This is a genomic window from Haemophilus sp. HMSC061E01, assembly GCF_001810345.1.
Classification (GTDB): domain Bacteria; phylum Pseudomonadota; class Gammaproteobacteria; order Enterobacterales; family Pasteurellaceae; genus Haemophilus_D.
On the sequence record NZ_KV801015.1, the window covers coordinates 172,028 to 193,235 of the forward strand.

A 21,208-nucleotide genomic window follows, 5' to 3' on the forward strand; every position below is an offset into this window, starting at 1 on the left:
TCAGCCTTTTCAACCATTGGTCGGGTTAAGTGTGGAGAGAAAAATTCAATAAAGTCATACATATAGTTGCGCAAGAAAGTGCTGTGTTTAAAGGCAATTTGCGTCATACTCGCACGGAATAAATGCCCAGCATCAATTGCCACTAAATCCTTATCTGCTGGTGTATGTGCCATAGAGGCCATAATGCCCACCCCCAATCCTAAACGCACATAAGTTTTAATCACGTCAGCATCCGTTGCGGTAAACACAATATTCGGCAGAATCCCCGCGCGATTAAATGCATAATCCAAATCAGATACACCGGTAAAACCAAAGGTATAAGTGACTAACGGATATTTGCCTAACTCCTCAACTGTAAGGTTTTTTACTTTTGCTAAAGGATGGTCAGGTTTAACAATCACCGAACGATTCCACAAATAACAAGGCAGTTGAATCAAATCATCAAAAAGATACGGTGCTTCTGTTGTGATCGCTAAATCCACTTCACCCGAAATCAATGCATCATGGATTTGCGTCGGTGAACCTTGATGAATATGTAAGCTCACATCTGGATATTGTTTAGAGAAACGTTCCACTACAGCCGGCAACATATAACGCGCTTGCGTATTGGTTGTCGCAATGCGTAACACGCCATGATTCGGACAGGTATATTCATTAGCAACCGATTTAATGCTTTGCGCTTTCACTAGAAGCTCACGAGCAATAGCGACGATCTTTTTACCCGCAGGCGTAATGGATTTAATGTGTTTACCATTACGCTCAAAAATCTCTAAACCTAATTCATCTTCTAACAAGCGAACCTGTTTACTGATACCAGGTTGAGAGGTATAAAGCGCATTCGCGGCTTCAGTCACATTTAAATTTTGGTTTACAATCTCAACAATGTAGCGGAGTTGCTGCATTTTCATCGCGAATACCACCTATTTTTTATAGCGTTTACTTAACTCAGTATAACGTTTTACTGCTTTACGAATTTGACCTGATTTTGGTCGGCGACGAGGTTTCGTCACGTCTAATTTGGTTTCGGTTTCTGGTGGCAAGCCCACTAGCTCACGTAGATAATTGACATTTTCCAGATCCATTTCTTCCCAGCCACCACGCGGTAAGCCTTTCATCAGCTTAATATTCCCGTAACGAATACGAATTAAGCGGCTCACTTGAATACCTTGTGATTCCCACAGACGACGTACTTCACGGTTACGACCTTCCATTAAAGTCACATCATACCATTGGTTAATCCCAACACCACCGGCAAATTTGATTTCTTTGAAATTGGCAGGACCATCTTCCAACTGCACGCCTTTACGTAAACGCGCTAGCATGGCATCGTCCACTTGACCAAATACACGCACGGAATATTCACGTTCAACTTCACGGCTTGGGTGCATTAAACGGTTAGCTAATTCACCATCTGTTGTGAAAAGTAATAAGCCCGAAGTATTAATATCTAAACGACCGACTGCAATCCATCTTGCGCCATTTAATCGTGGTAAACGATCGAATACAGTTGGACGACCTTCGGGATCACTACGCGTACAAAGTTCACCTTCTGGTTTGTAATACATTAATACACGGCATACTTCTTTTTGTGCTTGTTGAAGATTAATGATACGACCATCAATACGCACTTTTATACCGGAATGTACATCGATACGATCGCCAAGGGTTGCCATTTTGCCATCGACACTTACACGATTTTCAGCAATCATCGCTTCAATTTCGCGACGAGAACCTTGCCCTGCACGCGCAAGCACTTTCTGTAATTTTTCACCTTCTACAGTAGATTGGCGAGATGGCTTAGCTACCTTAGCTTTAGGGGTTGATTTGATGTCAGAATTGACCGCACTTTTACGATCTTTACGCTCAAAGTGCGGTTGTTTTCCCGCTTGTTTTTCACGTTCTTGTCTGACTGGTTTTTGAATAGGTTTCATCTGTTTTCCTTTGTCGCTTTCCCAAGCGTCTAAAATAAGTTAAATGAAAGGATCGGTACTACCACTTCCTTCACGTAAAATGACTGGCGATTCTTCCGTTAAATCTACCACTGTTGTTGGCTCTTGACCTAAATAGCCACCATGAATAATTAAATCCACTTGACGTTCTAAGCATTCGCGAATCTCTTCGGGATCGGAATAAGTCATATGTTCATTATCTGGCAACATCAGTGAGCAAGATAAAATCGGTTCACCTAATGCCTTCAATAAATCTAAGGCGATTTGATTATCCGGTACACGCAAGCCAATGGTTTTGCGTTTTGACGTCATTAATCGACGAGGAAGCTCTTTCGTCGCCGTCAAAATAAAGGTATAACGCCCCGGTGTATTGTTTTTAATTAAGCGATAAGCTACATTACTAACCGTTGCATAGGTTGAAAGCTCGGATAAATCGCTACATACTAACGTAAAATTATGCCCGTCTGGCAATTTACGAATCGCTACGATACGATCCATCGCATGTTTATCGCCGATCATACAACCCAAGGCATAGCCCGAATCTGTCGGATACACAATGACGCCACCTTGACGCAAAATTTCTACCGCTTGATTAATCAAACGCGCTTGCGGATTTTCAGGGTGGATATAGAAAAATTGGCTCATAATTTTGTCCTTAAAAAACTGATGAGATTATACACCGATTTAGAGGCAGGTTATAAGAATTTGTTATAAAAAACGACCGCACTTTGAAAACGAATCCAAAGTGCGGTCAATTTTTTAAGTTTTTATTTCAACAATTCACGGAGGGCTGAACCGATTTCAGCGAGACTTCTCACTGTCTTCACACCCGCCGCTTCAAGTGCAGCAATTTTATCTGCAGCTGTTCCTTTTCCACCGCTGATAATCGCTCCTGCATGTCCCATACGCTTGCCTTTTGGTGCCGTTACACCTGCGATATAAGCCACCACAGGTTTTGTCACATGAGATTTAATGAACGCTGCTGCCTCTTCTTCTGCAGAGCCACCGATTTCACCAATCATCACGATGGCTTCAGTTTCAGCATCTTCTTGGAATCGTTTAAGAATATCAATGAAGTTAGATCCTGGAATAGGATCGCCGCCGATCCCTACGCAAGTGGATTGACCGAAATCTTCATCTGTTGTTTGTTTTACAGCTTCATAAGTCAAAGTGCCTGAACGAGAAACAATGCCTACTCTGCCTTTTTTATGTATATTGCCCGGCATAATACCAATCTTACATTCATCCGGTGTAATCACGCCTGGACAATTTGGGCCGATCATCACGATACCCGTTTCATTTAATTTTTGTTTTACCAACAACATATCCAATGTTGGAATGCCTTCTGTAATACAGACTACCAACTGAATACCTGCATCAATAGCTTCTAAAATGGCATCTTTGCAAAATGGTGCTGGCACATAGATCATCGTTGCCGTAGCCCCTGTAGCTTGCACCGCTTCACGCACTGTATTAAATACCGGCAAACCTAAGTGAGTTGTTCCGCCTTTATTCGGTGAAACGCCACCCACTAACTTTGTGCCATAAGCCAATGCCTGTTCGCTGTGAAATGTCCCTTGCGCACCAGTGAAACCTTGGCAAATTACTTTTGTCTCTTTATTAATTAAAATCGCCATGATTATTCTCCTTTTGCCGCTTTCACTGCCGCTTGTGCTGCTGCTTGTAAACTATGTGCTGCAATTAAATTCACACCACTTTCGGCTAAAATTTCTCTACCTTGTGGGGCATTGGTTCCTTCTAATCGAACCACAACAGGCACTTTTACACCGACTTCTTGAATCGCCGCCACGACACCTTCAGCAATAAGATCACAGCGTACAATTCCACCAAAAATATTCACTAATACAGATTTCACATTTTTATCTGTAAGAATAATCTTAAAGGCTTCAGCCACACGTTCTTTCGTTGCACCGCCACCAACATCAAGGAAGTTTGCAGGGGTACCGCCATATAATTTCACAATATCCATTGTGCCCATAGCAAGTCCTGCGCCATTGACCATACAGCCAATATCACCTTCCAAAGCAACATAGTTAAGTTGATATTTTTCTGCTTCGGCTTCACGTGCATCACTTTGACTTAAATCGCGTAAGGCTAATAAATCAGGATGTCGATAAAGTGAGTTATCATCAATGCCTACTTTCGCATCTACGCAAATTAAATTGCCTTCTTTTGTCACCACAAGCGGATTCACTTCAACTAGAGAAAAATCTTTTTCGATAAAAAGTTGAGCGAGTTTTACAAAAATCTCGGCAAATTGTTTATTTTGTTCGCCGCTTAAACCAAGTTTAAAGGCTAATTCACGGCCTTGATATGGCATTCCCCCCACGAGAGGATCAATGGTCACTTTATGAATTAATTCAGGCGTTTCTCTTGCTACATCCTCTATGCTCATCCCCCCTGCTGAAGAAGCCATAAAAATCACTTTCTGCGAAGCACGATCAATCACTGCACCAAGGTAAAGTTCTTTCTCAATCTGGCAGGTTTCTTCAATATAAATGCTATTAACGGGTTGGCCTTTTTTATCAGTTTGGAAGGTGACTAAATGCTGGCCAAGCCATTTATCTGCAAAAGCACGCGCTTCCTCTGCATTATGCACGAGCTTCACACCACCAGCTTTTCCACGTCCACCTGCGTGAACTTGACATTTCGCTATCCAAACATCACCATTCAGCTGAAAGAGTGCCATTTCAGCTTCATCTGCCGTTTGGCACACGACACCTTCACTCACAGGCAGAGCATATTGCTTAAAAAGCTGCTTAGCTTGGTACTCATGTAAATTCATATTTCCTTCCTATTTTTGATGTTGTTTAGCGAAACAAACAAAAATTTGACCGCACTTTGTTTTATTTTAAATTCTGGGCTTGCCCTTTCTATATTGAGTTATATACTGGGACAGAATAACCACAATCCATGTTAAGGATAACAACATGCAAACAAAAAAATCAAGCAATCTTGCGATTGCGCTCATTTGGTTTACTGCTGCTATTTCAATGGCAGAAATTCTCACAGGTACTTGGTTTGCTCCACTAGGGTGGCAACAAGGTTTAATTGCCATCGTCGTTGGACACTTTATTGGTGGTTCGATGTTTTTCTGTGCAGGTTACATCGGTGCAAAAACCCAAAAAAGTGCCATGCAAACGGTACAAATATCATTTGGTGAAAAAGGTTCTGCGCTTTTCTCTTTACTCAATGCCATGCAACTGATGGGATGGACTGCTGTCATGATTTATATGGGGGCTGAAGTCATTTCTATCTTAAATCAAACAGCTGATGCTTCCATCTTTCCATTCCTTACACTTGGCTTAGGCATACTCATCATACTTTGGCTACTACTCGGCTTCACTAAATTAGGTATCTTCAAAAGCCTCTCACTTGTCACCATGTTTTTACTGATGCTGTGGCTAAGTATTCAAGTAGCCAATAAGCCATTTATTGCCATGGACGCTGCACAAAATATTAAATTTGGTACTGCTGTAGAAATTGCTGCCGTCATGCCACTTTCTTGGTTACCAGTAGTATCTGACCACACGAAGAACAGCGAAACACCATTTAAAACGACCGCACTTTCAACGCTGACTTATACCGCGACTAGCTGCTGGATGTATGCTCTTGGCTTAGGTGCAGCATTAGTGACCGGTAAATCTGAAATCTCACAAATTCTTTCGCTTGCTGGTGTCAGTGTTATTGGCGTATTAATTGTCATCGCCTCTACCATGATTAACACGGCTCTTCCCGCCTATTCCACCGGCATGAGTTTAAACAATATTTTCCCTCAATTAAAAGTTACGCCAATCTCGGTTCTTACCGTGATTGTGGGCATCATATTAGCCTCAACCTTACCTGTAACAGAATACGAACATTTCTTGTTCTTTATTGGCTCTGTATTCGCGCCAATGATCGCTGTGCTTATCGCTGATTTCTTTGTGCTCAAACAGCATGATGTTAAAAAATCAGTTGATAGTGTTGGACTCGGCGTTTGGTTTGTCGGCTTCGTACTCTATCGTTTCCTTATGGCAAAAGGTTGGGAAACCGATTTAGGTCTGACTTTTCCTGTTATCATCATTACCTTTATCTTAGCAATCTTAGTACGCAAAATAGCTAAATAAAGATTGGATTTTAACTATAGAAAGGCGGGCATTGTTCCCGCCCTTTTATTCACATCAATGTAAAAAAGGCTTTTCCCCTCAAAAGAGAAAAGCCTGTGTGCTTAAATTTCTAATAATAAACGAGTTGGATCTTCTAATAAGTCTTTAATCGCCACTAAGAAACCAACTGATTCACGACCATCAATTAAGCGATGGTCATAAGATAAGGCCAAATACATCATCGGACGAATCACTACTTGGCCATCTACCGCAACCGGGCGCTCTTTGATGGCGTGCATGCCTAAAATCGCACTTTGCGGAGGATTGATAATTGGTGTGGACATTAAAGAACCAAATACACCGCCATTAGTAATGGTGAAGTTACCGCCTGTTAAATCTTCAACGGTTAATTTACCATCACGGCCTTTTTCTGCTAGTGCCTTAATTTGTTTCTCAATATCCGCCATGCTCAGTTTATCGCAGTTGCGTAGTACAGGTGTTACCAAACCACGCGGCGTAGAAACGGCAATGCTAATATCAAAATAGTTGTGATACACAATGTCATCACCGTCAATTGAAGCATTCACCTCAGGATAACGTTTTAACGCTTCAACCACGGCTTTAATGTAGAAAGACATAAAGCCTAAACGTACACCATGTTGTTTTTCAAATTTTTCGCCGTATGTTTTGCGTAATTTCATAATCGGCTGCATATCCACTTCATTGAATGTGGTGAGCATTGCGGTGGTATTTTTCGCTTCCAATAAACGTTCCGCAATACGTTTACGTAAACGGGTCATTGGTACACGTTTTTCTGAACGAGAGCTATATGCCACGGTACTAATGGTATTCTGCTCTGTCGCCACATCTTGTTTCGCTTTTTGTGCATCACGTTTTGCCACTTCACGCGCAATATCTTCACGGGTAATACGGCCTCCCACACCAGAGCCTTGAATTTTTTCTGCATCTAAATCGTGTTCAGCTAATAAACGACGAATAGCTGGACCTTGATCAGCTGAATTATTGTGACTATTTTCAATGGCTGCTCTTTGACGATCAGCCGGTGTTGGCTCATTGTCTTTCACTGTTTCAGATGAAATATCGCCAGCCTGTTGAGTAGAAAGTTTACCTAAAAGCTGTTTACTTACTACGGTTGCACCTTCTTCTTGAAGAATTTCAGTCACTACGCCATCGCTTAAGGCTGGTACTTCAAGTACCACTTTATCTGTTTCAATTTCTACTAATACTTCGTCACGTTTTACCGTCTCACCAACTTTTTTATGCCATGTTGCAACAGTTGCATCCGCAACGGATTCCGGTAAATCTGGAACAAGAATTTCAATTGCCATTTTATTTTCCTTTAAATTATTCTTTCTTTAAAAATTACTGAAATTTCGACCGCACTTTTACAGTGTCAGCGCGTCTTCTACCAATTGTTTTTGCTGTTTGGTGTGTAAAGACATGTAACCTACCGCAGGTGAAGCTGAGGCAGGACGACCTGCATATTTTAACTTCACATGCTCAGGAAGCGAGCTGTCAAAATTATGCTTACTACAATACCAAGCGCCTTGGTTCAATGGCTCTTCTTGACACCATACATAATCCGTCACATGAGCATAAGGCTCTAATGCTTTCTTCACATCTTCATGTGGATATGGGTAAAGCTGCTCAATACGAATAATCGCCACATCGGTTTGGTTATTCGCACGACGTTGTTCCAAAAGATCGTAATACACTTTACCTGAACATAGGACGACTCGTTTAACTTGTTTTGGATCGATGTTATCAATTTCACCAATGACTGTTTGGAATGTGCCATTTACTAATTCATCTAAACTTGACACGGCAAGTGGATGACGTAATAAGGATTTTGGTGAAATACCAATTAATGGACGACGCATTTTACGGATCGATTGACGACGTAGCATGTGGTAAACCTGTGCTGGTGTAGATGGAATACACACTTGCATATTCTGTTCTGCACAAAGTTGTAAATAACGTTCTAAACGAGCTGATGAGTGCTCTGGACCTTGGCCTTCATAACCATGTGGTAATAACATCACCAAGCCACACATTCTGCCCCATTTTTGTTCGCCTGAACTGATAAATTGGTCAATCACGATTTGTGCACCGTTTGCAAAGTCACCAAATTGCGCTTCCCAAATGGTTAATGTTTTTGGATCTGTTGTCGCATAACCATATTCAAAAGCTAATACGGCTTCTTCGGATAATACAGAATCCCACACCTCAAAACGACCTTGGTTGGCATGTAAATGTGTTAATGGCACATAACCTGTCCCGTCATTTTGGTTATGCACAACCGCATGACGATGGAAGAACGTACCACGTCCCGCATCTTCACCCGATAAACGAACATTAGCACCTTCATCTAATAAGGTTGCGTATGCCATAGTTTCCGCCATACCCCAATCGAACAATTTCTCGCCTTTTGCCATTTCACGGCGATCAGCATAAATCTTTTCTACACGAGGATGAGCACGCAAGGTTTCTGGATATTCACTGACACGCTCCGCTAAAGTTTGGAAACGTTCTTGTGGGAATTTACTTTCGTAAGGGGATGTCCAGTCATAGTTGAGATATTGCAACCAGTCCATTTGGGCGATATCCATTTCTCGCCATTCTTTCACTACGCGATCACCGTTATCTAAGGCATCACGATAGAGATTCATCATTTCAATGGCTTCTTCTTCGGTAATCACCCCTTCAGCAATTAAACGATCTGCATAGACTTTACGTGGCGTTGGATGTTTTTTAATGATGCTATACATCATTGGTTGAGTGGCTAATGGTTCATCTGCTTCATTATGACCATGACGACGATAAGAAATGAGATCAATGAAAATATCGCGTTTGAATAAATTACGATATTCCACCGCCATTCTCGCCGCAAAAGCCACTGCTTCAGGATCATCACCATTCACATGAATAATCGGTGCCTGAATCATTTTCGCAATGTCTGTACAATATTCTGTTGAACGGGTGTCATTTGGGTTAGAGGTGGTAAAACCAATTTGGTTATTGATCACAATACGGATTGTTCCACCAACGGTATAACCACGTGCATTAGACATATTCAAGGTTTCTTGTACAACACCTTGTCCCGCTACCGCTGAATCCCCATGAACAGTAACCGCTAATACTTGATTACGCTCTGTATCGTTCTTTTTCGTTTGACGAGAACGTACCGCACCAATAACCACTGGACTAACAATTTCTAAGTGCGACGGGTTAAATGCAAGGGTTAAATGTACGCGACGCTCACCGACTGCGAAGTCAGAAGAGAAACCTTGGTGGTATTTCACATCACCTGTACGCTCGCCTGAATGTTTACCCGCAAACTCGTCAAAAAGATCTTCGGGTTTCTTACCGAGCACGTTTACTAACATATTTAAACGACCACGGTGTGCCATACCAAACATCACATCTTGTACACCTTGTTTGCTCGCATGACGAATAATTTCTTTCATCAATGGAATAAAGGCATCACTTCCCTCTAAAGAGAAACGTTTTGCCCCCGGGAATTTTGCACCGAGATAGCGTTCTAAGCCATCTGCAGCGGTCAATTCACTTAATAAATTAATTTTTTCTTCTTTGGTAAAGAGCGGTTTATTTAATTGGCTTTCTAATTTGCTTTGTAGCCAACTTTTTTGCTCCATATCTTGAACATGCATAAACTCAAGACCAATTGAGCCGCAATAGGTCTCTTTCAGCATTTCAGCTAAATCACCTAACTTGATGTTATCGCGATGATAGACGTAGTGATTAATATTGAAGGTTTCATTGAGATCCTGTTCGGTAAAACCGTGATAACGGTAATCCAATTCAGGTACGGTGGATACTTTCCAGCGATAATAATTGATTGGGTCAAGTTTCGCTTCTAAATGACCGCGGAAGCGATAAGCATTGATAAATTGGAGGACTTTAACTAATTTGGCACTGGCTTCTGGATCGATAACCGTCACAGCTTCTGTTGTATTTTCTCTCGCTAAGCGACGGAAATAATCACGGACTGGTGAATGTGGTTGCTCTACTGCGGTTGTTTTCGGCAATGCATCAAACGTAGCACGCCAGCTTTCATCGACTGAAGATGGATCTTCTAAATAACGTTCGTATAATTCCTCAATATACGATTGATTAGAACCACCCAAAGCGGTTGAAGCCAACCATTCATCAAAGGCACTGTAATGCTGCATATCTACCCCTTGTATTACATGATGTTGTCCACCCATTATACATAGGATAAAAAAAGAAATAATCCTCAAATCACACTTTGTTACAATTTTGTGATCTACTTCAACAAAAAACCGCACATAAAGTGCGGTCTGTTTTATCTGAGTTTTCTTAGAAACTTAAGAATGGCGTAATTTTTTCAATTGTAGCTTCACCGATACCATCAATATTAGAAAGCTCGGCAGCACTTTTGATTTTGCCCACTTTGTTACGGTAATCAATAATCGCTTGTGCTTTTTTCTCACCGATACCAGAAAGTTTTTGTAATGTTTCTGCATCCGCTTTATTGATGTTTACTTTTGTAGAAGAAGCCACTTTCTCTTTTGCTGACTCTTTTGTTGAAGTCGCTTTTTCTTTCACTTCTTTTACTTTATCTGCGGCTTTTGTTTTTGCTTCAGATGCTTTTTCTTTCGCATTATCTTTAACTGAATTGAATTTTTCAGTGGCTTTGTCTTTCATGGACGGTTGATTATTCTCTGTCGCTTTTTCTTTTAAAGCAGATGCTTTCTCTTTTACCGCATCTTTTGCAGAAGTTGCTTTATCTTTCACTGCATCTTTCGTGGAAGTCGCTTTTTCTTTAGCGGCATTAACTTTATCTAATGCGCTTGATTTCGTTGAGCTCGCACTATCAGTCATTGATTTAAGCTTATCATTTGCTACATTTTTTACATCAGCTTTTGTACTTTCAACCATTGATGTTGAATTAGTTACGACTGATTCTTTTGTTGGTAATACAGATGTATTCGTTGCCAATGCAGAACCAGATACGGCTAATGCAAGTGATGTTAATGTTAAAAGTGATTTTAAAGATTTCATAAAAACTCCTATTTAGTTATTAATAGGCACGACAAGCGAACCTGTATGCTAAGACTTATCTTAAGAAAATTAGTTCAAAACAAAAAAACGCCCCTAATCAGGAGCGTCTTTAAATTTAATACTGACTAATCATCACTTGAGAAGATAGAAAGTAATCTTAATAAGCTAATGAATAAGTTGTAAATTGACACATAAATACTCACTGTTGCACGAATATAGTTTGTTTCGCCACCGTGAATAATATTGCTAGTTTCATAGAGGATTGTCATTGTTGAGAACACCACAAACAATGCGCTGATCCCTACCGCTAATGCTGGAATTTGGAAGAAGAAACTTGCCACGATTCCTAACAATAACACGATAAATAATGAGAAAATCGCGGTAGAAAGGAAAGACATATCTTTCTTCGTTGTAAGCACATAAGCTGAACAAGCAAAGAAGACGATTGCTGTACCTGCGAATGCAAGCATAATTAAATCTTCCATTCCTCTCGCCACATACATGTTTAAAATTGGCCCGATGGTATAACCCATAAACCCAGTGAACGCGAATGCAGCCAAGATTCCCCATGCACTATTTGCTAAACGGTTTGTGACAAAAAGTAAACCGTAAAAACCTACAAGTAACACGATAAGATTTGGATAAGGCAAGTTTAAGCTCATAGAAATATAAGCAACAACTGCCGAAAATGCCATCGTTAATCCCAATAAGAAATAGGTATTACGTAGCACTTTATGTGTGCTAAGTAGTGATTCTTCCTGTGAATTAACCACAATGCGAGATTGCATAAAAGCTCCTTATTTTACAAAGAATAAATTTGATGAAACATCACTTCGTAAAGTAAGGGCTACAGGTAAAAAAGTCAATGGTAAATCAAGAATTTGTTTTAATTTTTAAATTTAAGAAGGTAAAAGTGCGGTCAACTTTTAAAGTTATTTTTTATATGCGTTATAGTGAATAAATTAACTTACTCAATAAGTTGAATTACATTATAATAAGCACTCTTTTATTCCACATCATGGACATTATATGAACAGTAAAAAATCTTATCTCGCTATTTTTGGCATTATCCTTGCCGTCGGATTGATGGCTTCAGCGTTTATCCTAGGTAGTCAATTTAAAAATTTACGCCAAACCGGCTCTATTTCAGTAAAAGGATTGGCTGAAAGCCACTATACCTCAACACAAGGTACATGGGTTATCCGCGTAACAGGTTGGGGCGCGACTTATAATGACGCAATGGCAGCGAATCAGAAAAACTTAAATGAAGCCGTTCGTTTCCTTAAAGCACAAGGTTTCACTGATGAAAATCGAGAAATCACCGAATTAGATGTATCTACTCATACTGACTATTATGAGAATGAAAAAGGTGAAACCAAAAGTAGAGAGAATGGCTTTGATGCATCAAGATCAATCCGAATTTCAACTAAAGAATTGACTAAGTTACAAAAAGCCCTCACCAATATTCACCAATTAGTAGCTAACAACCAAGATATTAGTTTTGGTGATCCAAATTACTACTTAGAAAATCTTGAACAAATTAAACGTGAGCTAATTTCAAAAGCCACCCAAGATGCGCATGTTCGTGCTGAAGAGTTTGCGAAAACCAGTAACGTAAAAGTTGGCGTATTAAAATCCGCTTCACAAGGGCCATTCTACATTCAAGCACCAAATCCCGATGCGGATGACTCTAGCGATTACACTGGTAGCTACGACACAAGCACTATTGAGAAAAAAGCGCGCTTAGTCGTCACTATTGAATATGCCATTGAATAATTTTTAATATTTACTCAACATTCATAAGAACAAAGTGCGGTCAATTTTGTCATAAAATTCGACCGCACTTTCTTTTAACAATGAATACGCTATGCAACTCCCTACCCTACAAGCCGCGAAATTAATTCGTCGCTATAAACGCTTTTTGACTGATATTGAATTACCAAATGGCGAAGTGATCACCATTCATTGTGCAAACACCGGTGCAATGACTGGCTGTGGTGAAAAAGGTGATACCGTTTGGTACTCTCATTCTGATAGCCAAACGCGCAAATATCCACATAGTTGGGAATTAACACAATTAGCAAACGACCAACTTGTTTGTATTAACACGCACAGATCCAACCAGTTAGTCTTTGAAGCCTTGCAAAACAAACAAATCAAAGAACTGGCTATGTATGATGAAATTTATCCTGAAGTGAAATATGGTGAAGAAAATAGCCGTATCGACTTCTTACTTAAAGGTGAAGGCTTGCCCGATTGTTATGTTGAAGTGAAATCCATCACCTTTGTAAAAGGTACATTAGGCATGTTTCCCGATGCGGTGACTACTCGTGGACAAAAACATGTTCGTGAGCTTTTAGCCATGAAAAAACAAGGACATCGCGCCGTTGTTCTCTTTGCTGGATTACATGATGGCTTCGATCGTTTTAAAATCGCTGAGTTTGTGGATCCTGAATATGATCGTCTTTTAAAGGACGCAAAATCACAAGGCGTAGAAGCTTATGCTTATGCAGGAAAATTTGACATTTCAGATGGCATTCCGACCGCACTTTCTCTCACAGAAAGTGTACCTTACATCGATTAAAAAAAATAATTGAGAATTATTTGCATTTTGTTGTTGACAAGGTATTTGAGAATGGTTATCATCTAAATATTCCAAAAACAAACAGATAATCACTCCAACTTCACGCCTATTTCCCCACAAATAGGCGTTTTTTTTCATCTCAATCTTTTCATTTCAGCCATATTCTCTATAATGTAGCCTTTAATATTGAAATAACATTAGGAAATAGAATGACTGATATTAATACCGTTCTCGCTGAACTAAAACGCGGTACTGATGAGATTCTTTCTGAAGCAGATTTAATCGAGAAACTGAAAGAAAATCGCCCACTTAAAATTAAACTTGGTGCAGACCCTACTGCTCCAGATATTCACTTAGGGCATACCGTGGTATTAAACAAACTTCGTCAATTCCAACAATTAGGCCACGAAGTCTATTTCTTAATCGGTGATTTCACGGGTATGGTCGGTGACCCATCTGGTAAAAACACCACTCGCCCACCGCTTAGCCGTGAAGACGTGCTTCGCAATGCGGAAACCTATAAAGAACAGATTTACAAAATTCTAGACCCTCAAAAAACAAAAATCGTATTCAACTCTGAATGGTTGGGTAAATTGGGTACTGAAGGGATGATCCGTTTAGCAAGCAACTATACTGTAGCGCGTATGCTAGAACGTGATGACTTCAAAAAACGTTTTGGTAACAACCAACCTATCGCAATTCACGAATTTATTTATCCTTTATTACAAGGTTATGACTCTGTTGCATTAGAAGCAGACGTAGAACTTGGTGGTACTGACCAAAAATTCAACTTACTTGTTGGTCGTGAATTACAAAAATCAGCTGGTCAAAAACCACAAGTAGCGATTACGCTTCCATTACTTGTTGGTTTAGACGGTGAGAAGAAAATGTCTAAATCATTAGGTAATTACATCGGCGTGACAGATGAACCAAGCGATATGTTCGGTAAAATTATGTCAATCTCGGATGAATTAATGTGGGATTGGTACAACTTGCTTTCTTTCCGTCCACTCACTGAAATTGCGGAATTAAAAGCTGAAGTGGCAAATGGTAAAAACCCACGTGACGTGAAAATTTTATTAGCCAAAGAAATCATCGCTCGTTTCCATAATGAAGCGGCGGCAGATGCAGCTGAACAAGAATTTATTAACCGTTTCCAAAAAGGTGCAATGCCGGATGAAATGCCTGAATTCACTTTTGAAGGCGAAATTGGTTTAGCTACCTTATTAAAAGAAGCAGGACTGGTTCCTTCTACTTCTGAAGCAATTCGCTCAGCGAAACAAGGTGGAGTGAAAATTAACGGTGAAAAAGTCGAAGACATGAAAGCCAACGCACCGAAAGGCACGAATGTTTACCAAGTCGGTAAGCGTAAATTCGCACGCGTAACCATCGCATAAAACACATATGGAAATGACCGCTCTTTTTAAGTGCGGTTATTTTTTAACTCATATCCACAATAGAAGGAAAATTAAATGAGCCAAAAAATCTGGGTAACAGGCGATGCAGTGGTCGATCTTATTCCTGACGGTGAAAATCATTATTTACGCTGTGCCGGTGGTGCCCCTGCAAATGTGGCAGTTGGTGTCGCACGTTTAGGCAGTCCGAGTGCCTTTATTGGTCGCGTAGGTAACGATCCCCTTGGCCAATTTATGCAAGATACCTTAAATGCGGAAAATGTGAATACACAACATATGATTTTAGATCCGCAACATCGCACCTCTACGGTTGTGGTTGGCCTAGATAATGGTGAACGCAGCTTTACCTTTATGGTAAACCCAAGTGCGGACCAGTTCTTACAAGCCAGCGATTTACCGCCTTTCCAACAAGGTGAATGGCTACATTGCTGCTCTATTGCGCTGATTAATAATCCATCTCGCGAAGCAACTTTCGAAGCCATTCGTCGTATTAAAGCCGCTGGCGGTTTCTTCTCTTTCGATCCAAATCTACGTGAGTCACTTTGGTCAAGCTTAGAAGAAATGAAAACCGTGGTCATGGAAGCGGTTGCATTAGCTGACGTATTGAAATTCTCTGAAGAAGAATTAACGCTTTTGACTAATACTGACAGCCTTGAAAAAGCCTTTGAAAAAGTGACCGCACTTTATCCTGAAAAATTGATTATCGTTACTTTAGGTAAAGATGGTGCACTCTATCACTTAGAAGGTAAGAAAGATGTGATTTCTGGAAAAGCCTTACAACCTGTTGATACAACGGGTGCTGGCGATGCTTTCGTTGGTGGCCTACTTGCTGGACTTTCACAGCATCCAAACTGGAAAGAAAATGATGTATTAGTGCAAATCATCCGTCAGGCTAATGCCTGCGGCGCTCTTGCAACAACGGCAAAAGGGGCGATGTCTGCATTACCAAACCAAACACAATTAGCGGCATTTTTAGCGAATTAGCATGCAAAGGTGCAAATAGCTGCACCTTTTATTTATGAAAATAATTTAGGAAGTATGTATGAAACTTTGGTATTCGAACTCTAGCCCTTATGCTAGAAAAGCCCGTGCTGTAGTGCAATATCATCAATTGCAAGATCATGTTGAATTACTCCTCGCAAGCAGTGGTTTAGATAAGAACTCGCCACATAACTTAGACAATCCTCTTGGTCGTTTACCGGCATTACAACGAGAAAATGGTGAATGGCTTTATAACAGTTCACTCATTGCAGAATATCTCGATCACATTGGTACGCAACCTTCACTTTATGGGAACAAAGAGACACGTTGGGAAATTCTCCGTTTACATTATTTAGCAGATGGTATTTTAGAGAATGAAATATCCGTAGCACCTGAAAAATGCCTTCGTCCACAAGAGCAATGGTGGCTTGAACGTCATCAGCAAATTTTTGACCGCACTGAGCAAAGCTTAATTGAACTAAAAAAAGCCATTGATAGTTTTGGTGAAGAATTAAATATCGGTACATTGAATGCCGTGTGTGCAATTGATTTTCTATTATTTCGCGATGCTTGGACTCATGCTTCACAACATGCAACCATCAAATCATTAAAAACATGGGCTGACGCAATGAATCAACGCTATGATTGCTTAAAAAACACCTTACCCAAATAAGATTAAATTATGATTATTTTCAATAATGGCAAATACAAAAGTATTCTAGCCGCAGAAAAAGGCGAACTTGCGGAAATTGCTCAAACTGTGCAAAAAGACAAGTATTTCCGACCGCACTTTCATATTGCCCCACCAACTGGCTTAATGAATGATCCGAATGGTTTGATCTTCGATGGAGAGAAATATCATCTGTTCTATCAATGGTTTCCATTCGATGCAATTCACGGGATGAAACATTGGAAGCATTTAATCACGAAAGACTTCCAACATTACCAATCAGCGGATGATCTGATTCCTTGTGAGCTTTTTGAATCTCACGGCTGTTATTCAGGTGGTGCTTTAAAAGTCGGTGATAAATTAGCCATGTTCTACACTGGCAATACTCGTCGTCCAAGTGATAATCAACGCGTGCCTTATCAAAATTTAGCGATTTTCGATCTTAACGGGAAGTTGCTTAGCAAACGTCCGTTAATTGAAAATGCGCCAGAAGGTTATACAGAGCATGTTCGCGATCCTAAACCGTATTTAACTAAAGACGGCAAAATCCGTTTTATCTGTGGTGCACAGCGAGAAAACCTCACGGGAACAGCCATTATTTTTGAAATGGATAATCTTGAAGGTACGCCTCGCTTATTAGGTGAGCTTTCCTTACCTGCTTTTGACAATACAAACGTGTTTATGTGGGAATGCCCTGACCTATTGAAGCTGGGTGATAAAGATGTCTTTATTTGGTCGCCACAAGGTAAAGTTCGGGAAAAACATCAATTCCAAAACAATTATCATGCGACTTATGCTGTGGGTAAATTAACGGATTTAACCTTTGAAGCAGAATATATTAGTGAGTTAGATCAAGGCTTTGATTTCTATGCCCCACAAACATTTGCAGGCTTAGATAACCAAACTCATGCCGTGCTTTTCGGTTGGATTGGTTTGCCAGATTTAACTTATCCAACAGACAAATTTAAATGGCACTCAGCTTTAACCTTACCAAGAGAATTGCGTTTAGAAGGTTCGAAAATTTATCAATGCCCGATTGATAAAATATACAAAAATCTGACCGCACTTTCTGCGCTTCATCTCAATGAAAAAGCTGATATTGCTAATTTAGATCGTGCGTATATTAAATTTGAGGCAAATAACCAAGCCTTTGACTTAACCTTCTTCCAAAATGAAAAAGGACAATCATTACGACTTTCTTATGAAAATGGCTTGGTTTGCTTAGATCGCAGTCAAAGCGAACAAACCGATTTAATGGAAAAATTCGATACCAAACGCTTCTGCGAAGTTGAAAATCTGCAAACTGTTGAAATTTTCTTTGATCGTTCAATTATTGAAATTTTCTTTAATCAGGGTGAAAAAGCGATGACATCAAGATTTTTCATTGAGAACAGAGAAAATACAATAAGCTGTAGCCGTCCATTGGATTTAATGATTGGTTATTTACCAGCAATTCAATATGACAAATAATCAACTCAAGTGCGGTTAAAATTAACCGCACTTTTATTTCCAACCATGTTCTCTTATTAAGTAATGACTATGTTTGTTCAACAACAAAACGCAACACCATCTAATCTTGTGGCGTTCAATTTTCTATTGATTGCCTTTTTAACGGGAATTGCCTCTGCGTTTCAAACACCGACTTTGAGTTTGTATCTCTCTCAAGAGATTCAAGTTTCGCCTTTTTTTGTGGGCTTATTCTATTCAGTTAATGCCATTATTGGCATTATCTTAAGCCAAATTCTGGCGAAATATTCTGATAAGCAAGATGACCGTCGCAAAGTGATGATTGTTTGCTGTTTGATTGCTGTGCTTGGCTGTCTGATTTTTGCTTATAGCCGAAATTATTATGTGTTGATTATTATCGGTACAACCCTATTAGGATTGGGCTCATCCGCTAATCCACAATCTTTTGCTTTAGCACGAGAATATGCAGAAAGCAGTCATCGTGAAGCGGTGATGTTCACCACGATTATGCGAACTCAAATCTCATTGGCTTGGATTGTTGGGCCACCGCTTTCTTTTTTCATTGCGTTAAACTGGGGCTTTGATTACATGTATTTGGTGGCGGGTTCTGCCTTTTTACTTTGTGCAGGCGTCAGCAAATTATTGCCGAAAATTCCTCGCCAAAGTGCGGTTAAAAATCAAGAGATTTTAGACAATACGCCACCAAGAAAAAGTGTGATTTACTTGTTCATCGCTAACCTATTGCTTTGGACCTGTAACAGCATGTATCTCATTAATATGCCATTATTTGTGATTAATGAATTACATTTAAACAAAGAACTGGCAGGGACATTGATGGGGACGGCTGCTGGATTGGAAATTCCTGTGATGATTTTTGCGGGCTATCTCACCAAATATTTCAGTAAAAAGCGCTTGATGATGATTGCTTTAGTTTCAGGCCTTGCTTTTTATTCAAGTTTATTATTTGCGGAGCAAACTTGGCAGCTTATCGGATTACAAATGCTTAATGCGATTTTTATTGGTATTACTGCTACCATTGGCATGGTGTATTTCCAAGATTTAATGCCGACTAAAATGGGCACAGCCACTACGCTATTCAGTAATGCAGCCAAAAGTAGTTGGATTATTGGTGGACCGATTGCGGGTATTATTGCGGAAATTTGGTACTACAACTCTGTTTTTTATGTCGCTGTGGCACTAATTTTTATCAGCGTAGGCTGTATGTGGAAAGTCAAATCAGTTTAATGAAAATAAAAAAGTGCGGTCAATTTTGACCGCACTTTTACTTTATATTATCTTAGCGCCATGCTTTGAATTGGTTAATCAATCCATTGGTTGAGCTATCATGGCTTGAGACTTTCTCTTTATCTGCCAATTCAGGAAGAATTCGATTCGCTAATTGTTTACCTAATTCCACGCCCCATTGGTCAAAACTGAAGATATTAAAAATCACACCTTGTGTAAAAATTTTGTGTTCATACATGGCAATTAATGCACCAAGAACAAATGGTGTAATTTTTTGCACTAAAATAGAGTTGGTCGGTTTGTTACCGGTAAAGATTTTAAATGGCACAATGTCTTTTACCTCAGCTAAAGATTTACCCGCTTTCACAAATTCTGCTTCGACTTCTTCTTTGGTTTTACCAAATGCAAGCGCTTCAGTTTGTGCAAAGAAGTTTGATAACAATTTGCTGTGGTGATCACCTAATGGATTATGGCTTTGTGCCGGCGCGATAAAGTCACAAGGAATTAACATCGTACCTTGGTGAATCAATTGATAGAACGCATGCTGACCATTTGTACCTGGTTCACCCCAAATAATTGGGCCGGTTTGATAATCACGGATAACATCGCCATTACGATCAACATATTTACCGTTTGATTCCATGTTGCCTTGTTGGAAATAAGCCGCAAAACGATGTAAATATTGGTCATAAGGTAAAATTGCCTCAGTTTGTGCACCAAGGAAGTTAGTATTCCATAAACCAACCAATGCTAATGTTGCAGGGATATTTTTTTCTAATGGCGCAGTACGGAAATGTTTATCTATTTCATGTGCACCACTTAAGAGTGCTTCAAAATTATCAAAGCCGATTGAAAGTGCAATTGAAAGACCGATTGCAGACCATAAAGAATAACGGCCACCAACCCAATCCCAGAACTCAAACATATTATTGGTATCAATTCCAAATTCCGCTACGGCTTTACCATTGGTCGAAAGCGCTGCGAAGTGTTTTGCCACCGCACTGTTATCTTTCGCTGCAGCTAATAGCCAATCACGTGCAGAGTTCGCATTGGTCATAGTTTCTTGCGTGGTAAAGGTTTTAGACGCCACTAAGAAAAGTGTGGTTTCAGGATTTACTTTTTTCAACGTTTCAGCAATATGTGTGCCATCCACGTTTGAAACAAAGTGCATATTCAAGTGATTTTTATAAGGACGAAGTGCTTCAGTGACCATGTAAGGACCTAAGTCTGAGCCACCAATACCAATATTCACTACATCAGTAATTGCTTTTCCTGTATAACCTTTCCACTCACCTGAAATTACACGATCACAGAATGCGCTCATTTTCGCTAATACCGCATTCACTTCTGGCATCACATCTTTGCCATCTACATATACAGGTGTATTTGAACGGTTACGAAGTGCGGTATGTAATACAGCACGATTTTCTGTGCGATTAATCTTTTCGCCCGTAAACATGGCATTAATCGCTTCATCTAATGCGGATTCTTTGGCTAATTGATGAAGTAATTTGAGGGTTTCTTGATTAATTTTATTTTTTGAAAAATCCACTAAGATTTGATTTTCAAAAGTTAAAGAATAATCATTAAAACGATTTTGTTCCTGTTTGAACAAATCAGCAATGGTTGTATTAGCCAGTTGAGATTGGTGAGCTTCAAGTGCTTTCCAAGCTTGTGTATTGGTTGGGTTGATGTTTTTCATGAATATTTCCTTTTAAAAA

General features: G+C 39.8%; 18 protein-coding genes. 8 read left to right on the plus strand and 10 right to left on the minus strand.

The genetic code is table 11. From position 1 onward, the window contains the following. From cysB to sucC, 5 genes are all read right to left on the minus strand, one after another. Nucleotides 1-908 (minus strand): HTH-type transcriptional regulator CysB (gene cysB, locus HMPREF2732_RS06735; protein ID WP_070592196.1); only part of this gene is annotated, 908 nt, incomplete at its 3' end. 12 nt (nt 909-920) lie between these two features. Beyond that, complete coding sequence (gene rluB, locus HMPREF2732_RS06740; RefSeq protein ID WP_083304359.1) at nt 921-1,931, minus strand: 23S rRNA pseudouridine(2605) synthase RluB; 1,011 nt, start codon at nt 1,929-1,931, stop codon at nt 921-923. A gap of 39 nt (nt 1,932-1,970) precedes the next feature. Next, complete coding sequence (locus HMPREF2732_RS06745; protein ID WP_070592197.1) at nt 1,971-2,594, minus strand: L-threonylcarbamoyladenylate synthase; 624 nt, start codon at nt 2,592-2,594, stop codon at nt 1,971-1,973. A gap of 122 nt (nt 2,595-2,716) precedes the next feature. Further along, nucleotides 2,717-3,586 (minus strand): succinate--CoA ligase subunit alpha, encoded by an 870-nt coding sequence (sucD, locus tag HMPREF2732_RS06750; protein ID WP_049369056.1) that lies wholly within the window; start codon nt 3,584-3,586, stop codon nt 2,717-2,719. 2 nt (nt 3,587-3,588) lie between these two features. After that, nucleotides 3,589-4,755, minus strand: a complete 1,167-nt coding sequence (gene sucC, locus HMPREF2732_RS06755; protein WP_070592198.1) for an ADP-forming succinate--CoA ligase subunit beta — start codon at nt 4,753-4,755, stop codon at nt 3,589-3,591. 145 nt (nt 4,756-4,900) lie between these two features. Here sucC and cytX point away from each other — a divergent pair, with 145 nt between their 5' ends. Continuing rightward, nucleotides 4,901-6,079: a putative hydroxymethylpyrimidine transporter CytX gene (gene cytX / locus HMPREF2732_RS06760; RefSeq protein ID WP_070592199.1), complete on the plus strand. Its 1,179-nt coding sequence runs from the start codon at nt 4,901-4,903 to the stop codon at nt 6,077-6,079. Nucleotides 6,080-6,180: 101 nt separating this feature from the next. Here cytX and odhB read toward each other — a convergent pair whose 3' ends face one another. The 4 genes from odhB to HMPREF2732_RS06780 form a co-directional block, all read right to left on the minus strand. After that, nucleotides 6,181-7,407 (minus strand): 2-oxoglutarate dehydrogenase complex dihydrolipoyllysine-residue succinyltransferase, encoded by a 1,227-nt coding sequence (gene odhB, locus HMPREF2732_RS06765; protein WP_070592200.1) that lies wholly within the window; start codon nt 7,405-7,407, stop codon nt 6,181-6,183. A gap of 57 nt (nt 7,408-7,464) precedes the next feature. Beyond that, entirely contained in the window at nt 7,465-10,272 is a 2,808-nt protein-coding gene (gene sucA, locus HMPREF2732_RS06770) for a 2-oxoglutarate dehydrogenase E1 component (protein WP_070592201.1), read from the minus strand. A 148-nt stretch (nt 10,273-10,420) separates the two neighbouring features. Next, nucleotides 10,421-11,125 (minus strand): ComEA family DNA-binding protein, encoded by a 705-nt coding sequence (locus HMPREF2732_RS06775; RefSeq protein WP_070592202.1) that lies wholly within the window; start codon nt 11,123-11,125, stop codon nt 10,421-10,423. 125 nt (nt 11,126-11,250) lie between these two features. Then, nucleotides 11,251-11,913, minus strand: a complete 663-nt coding sequence (locus tag HMPREF2732_RS06780; protein ID WP_005699490.1) for a Bax inhibitor-1/YccA family protein — start codon at nt 11,911-11,913, stop codon at nt 11,251-11,253. Between the two features lie 241 nt (nt 11,914-12,154). Between HMPREF2732_RS06780 and HMPREF2732_RS06785 the strand changes: the two genes are divergently transcribed. From HMPREF2732_RS06785 to HMPREF2732_RS06815, 7 genes are all read left to right on the plus strand, one after another. Next, a complete protein-coding gene (locus HMPREF2732_RS06785) occupies nt 12,155-12,901 on the plus strand; it encodes an SIMPL domain-containing protein (protein WP_070592203.1) in 747 nt (248 codons plus the stop codon). A 91-nt stretch (nt 12,902-12,992) separates the two neighbouring features. Continuing rightward, entirely contained in the window at nt 12,993-13,709 is a 717-nt protein-coding gene (gene sfsA / locus HMPREF2732_RS06790) for a DNA/RNA nuclease SfsA (protein ID WP_070592204.1), read from the plus strand. Between the two features lie 209 nt (nt 13,710-13,918). Then, nucleotides 13,919-15,106, plus strand: a complete 1,188-nt coding sequence (gene tyrS / locus HMPREF2732_RS06795; RefSeq protein WP_070592205.1) for a tyrosine--tRNA ligase — start codon at nt 13,919-13,921, stop codon at nt 15,104-15,106. 75 nt (nt 15,107-15,181) lie between these two features. Beyond that, nucleotides 15,182-16,108 (plus strand): aminoimidazole riboside kinase, encoded by a 927-nt coding sequence (locus HMPREF2732_RS06800; RefSeq protein ID WP_070592206.1) that lies wholly within the window; start codon nt 15,182-15,184, stop codon nt 16,106-16,108. 58 nt (nt 16,109-16,166) lie between these two features. Next, nucleotides 16,167-16,778 carry a glutathione S-transferase N-terminal domain-containing protein gene (locus tag HMPREF2732_RS06805; RefSeq protein ID WP_070592207.1) on the plus strand — a complete coding sequence of 204 codons (612 nt, stop codon included), beginning with the start codon at nt 16,167-16,169 and terminating at the stop codon, nt 16,776-16,778. 9 nt (nt 16,779-16,787) lie between these two features. Then, nucleotides 16,788-18,245 carry a glycoside hydrolase family 32 protein gene (locus tag HMPREF2732_RS06810; protein WP_070592208.1) on the plus strand — a complete coding sequence of 486 codons (1,458 nt, stop codon included), beginning with the start codon at nt 16,788-16,790 and terminating at the stop codon, nt 18,243-18,245. 63 nt (nt 18,246-18,308) lie between these two features. After that, entirely contained in the window at nt 18,309-19,487 is a 1,179-nt protein-coding gene (locus HMPREF2732_RS06815; protein ID WP_315940652.1) for an MFS transporter, read from the plus strand. 52 nt (nt 19,488-19,539) lie between these two features. Here the strand turns inward: HMPREF2732_RS06815 and pgi are convergent, their stop codons facing one another. Next, on the minus strand, nt 19,540-21,189 hold the full coding sequence (gene pgi / locus HMPREF2732_RS06820) for a glucose-6-phosphate isomerase (RefSeq protein ID WP_070592210.1): 1,650 nt from the start codon (nt 21,187-21,189) through the stop codon (nt 19,540-19,542). Nucleotides 21,190-21,208: the final 19 nt, after the last annotated feature.